2 protein-coding genes are annotated in these 2,373 nt (G+C 73.0%); one reads left to right on the forward strand and one right to left on the reverse strand.

Annotation, left to right across the window (positions count from 1 at the left end):
- The coding region (locus tag x551_RS21265) for an EamA family transporter (protein ID WP_036251091.1) at window positions 1–460 on the forward strand (460 nt) is incomplete at its 5' end.
- Window positions 461–475: 15 nt separating this feature from the next.
- Here x551_RS21265 and x551_RS26020 read toward each other — a convergent pair.
- Window positions 476–2,373: hypothetical protein (locus tag x551_RS26020; RefSeq protein ID WP_161728118.1), on the reverse strand; the 1,898-nt coding region annotated here is incomplete at its 5' end.

The raw sequence follows: 2,373 nt of genomic DNA on the forward strand, positions 1-2,373 counted from the left end.
GTGCTGGACCTGGTACCCGCTGCGCAACGCCGACTGGCTGCGCGCACATGCCGACCGCAGCCCGCGCACCTGGGCCACCGCGCAGGGCGTGGCGACCCTGCTGCCGGCGGCACTGGGCTTCGCGGCGTTCTGGGCCTGGAACGCGCTGCAGGGCGGCGGCTTCGACATGCCGTTCGGACCGACGCCCGGGCGCTTCATCGGGCTGATGCTGGCGATCGGGCTGTTCGCGTCGTGGCTGGGCACGCTGTGCTGGAACGAGGCCAGCCAGCGGCTGCCGACCTCGCTGGTCGGCCAGCTCATCGTGTTCGAGACGCTGTCGGCGCTGGCCTATGCCTACGCGCTGCGCCAGGAATGGCCCGGTCCGCTCACGATCGCCGGCGTGGCGCTGTTGATCGCCGGCGTGATGTGGGCGCTGCGGGTGCGCCCCGAGCCGCTGGCGGCGGAGGCGCACGCGGCCTGAGCGCCGCCCGGCGCGCTACTCGCAGGCCCCGGCGCTGAACAGCTCGCCGGCCACCTGCGCGAACGACTGCTGCAGCACCGTGAGCTCGGTCTCGGCGCGCGCGCCGCCCTTGCTGCCGTCCTCGACATGTTCGGTCGTCTGCAGCTTGCTGACGGGCGCGCGCTGGCGCGGCGTCATGGTGACGTTGAGCGTGAGCTTGTGCGACGGCAGCACGCGCGGCACGCCGCGCATCCGCTCGCGCACCTGGCGCTGGCAGCTGGCGCGGTCGGTGCCCGGCAGTTTCAGACCGAGCGGCACGCCGCCGATCGACACGCCCTGCGTGCAGGCACGCAGCGCGCTCTCGAGCTTGTCGTACTCGGGGTTGTCGACCCGGGAACGCGCCCACTCGATGACGTCGACGCCGATGCGGCAGCGCGCGCTCGCATCCTGCTGCGGCACCACCGGACGGCCGGCGGACTCGCTCAGCCACGATGCGACGTAGGTGGTCCAGTTGGGGTTGACGCGGCCGCGCTGCTTCACGCCTTCCAGCGCGACCGGCACGCCGCGCACCACGGTGCGGAAGCGGTCGCCGACCAGGCGGTCGATGACGTCGAAACGCAGCACGTCCACGCGGTCGTCGGCCTCGCGCACGCTCACCACGATGCCGGCGAAGCGGCCGTTCGAGCGCACGATCGAGCCGCTGTCGGACTGGATGATGCGCAGCTTGTCCTCGAAGGCCAGCGTGTGCCATTGCGAGGTGCCGCCGGCCGCGCGCAGCCGCACGATGGTCTCGCGGCCGCCGGGGTAGTGGCGCACCACCTCGAAGGGCGCGTTCGCGGCAGCGGCGGCGGGCGCCACTTCCGACGCATCGGGCCAGCGGTCGTTGCAGGCCACGACGGAGCGCGCCGGCAGTTCGATCAGTGCCAGGTCCTCGGTGCGCGACGGGTTGTAGTAGATACGCTGTCCGGTGGCCTTGCCGCCCTGGCGGTCGGTGACGGTGATGTCGGCGCCGGTCTCCGCGACCACGTGGCCGGCGGTGACGACGAGGCAGTTGTCGCCGCGCCGAAAGCCGTAGCCCGAGCCGTTCGAGTCGCCCTGGCGGATGTCGACCGGCTCGGCGCCGGCGGTGGAGATCAGGGCCGGTGCCAGCAGCAGACCGAACCATCGGGCGATCGGGAGGGGTGTCATCGGGCAGGAGGGTGGGTCGTCAGGGGCGGGTCGAAACAGCCCGGGCAGCGTGGTGACCGTCTGCGCCAGCGTGCCGAGCAGCAGCAGGGTGGCCGCGAACATCTGCACGAACTGCAGCGAGACGAAGCGGTTCCACCAGGTGACGGCGACGGCGCGCTGTTCGCCGCCGTGCTGCGCGATGCCGATGCGCGCGGTCGTCACGTGCAGCTTCACGTCGAGTGCGCGATCCTTGTTGTCGTAGACGATGCCGGTGGCGCTCACCGGCGTGGTGCCCAGGCAGGCGAGCTGCGCGGGCGCCTCGGCATGCATCAGGCAGGCATGCGTGTCGACGCGGCTGCCGGCGTCCAGGGCCTCCTCGATCACCGGCACGCTGCGGTCGGTGAAGGGCTCGCGGGTGCGCGCCTCGAGCTTGCCCTCGCGCAGCAGCGGCGAGGTGGTCTGCTGCCAGCCGCCGCCGTGGCGCAGCAGTTCCCCCAGCACCACGCGGCCGCTCAGCAGCAGCACGGTACCGGACGGCTTGTCGTCCTCGTCCTTCTGCGGGCCCGCCGCGGCGGGCCGCGTCGTCCTCACGCTCAGCGCGCGCGGTCCCTTCGCGGGATCGGTCGGCAGTTCCAGCACCTGGTCGTCGACCGTCACCACCACCGCGGGCTGGCCGGTCTGGGCGATGCAGCGCGCGTGCAGCGGGCCGCGGGTCAGGTCGATGCGCCACAAGCCGTCGGGGCGCCGCTCCAGCACGCGCGCGCGCC

Source organism: Methylibium sp. T29, from assembly GCF_000576205.1.
GTDB lineage: Bacteria > Pseudomonadota > Gammaproteobacteria > Burkholderiales > Burkholderiaceae_C > Methylibium > Methylibium petroleiphilum.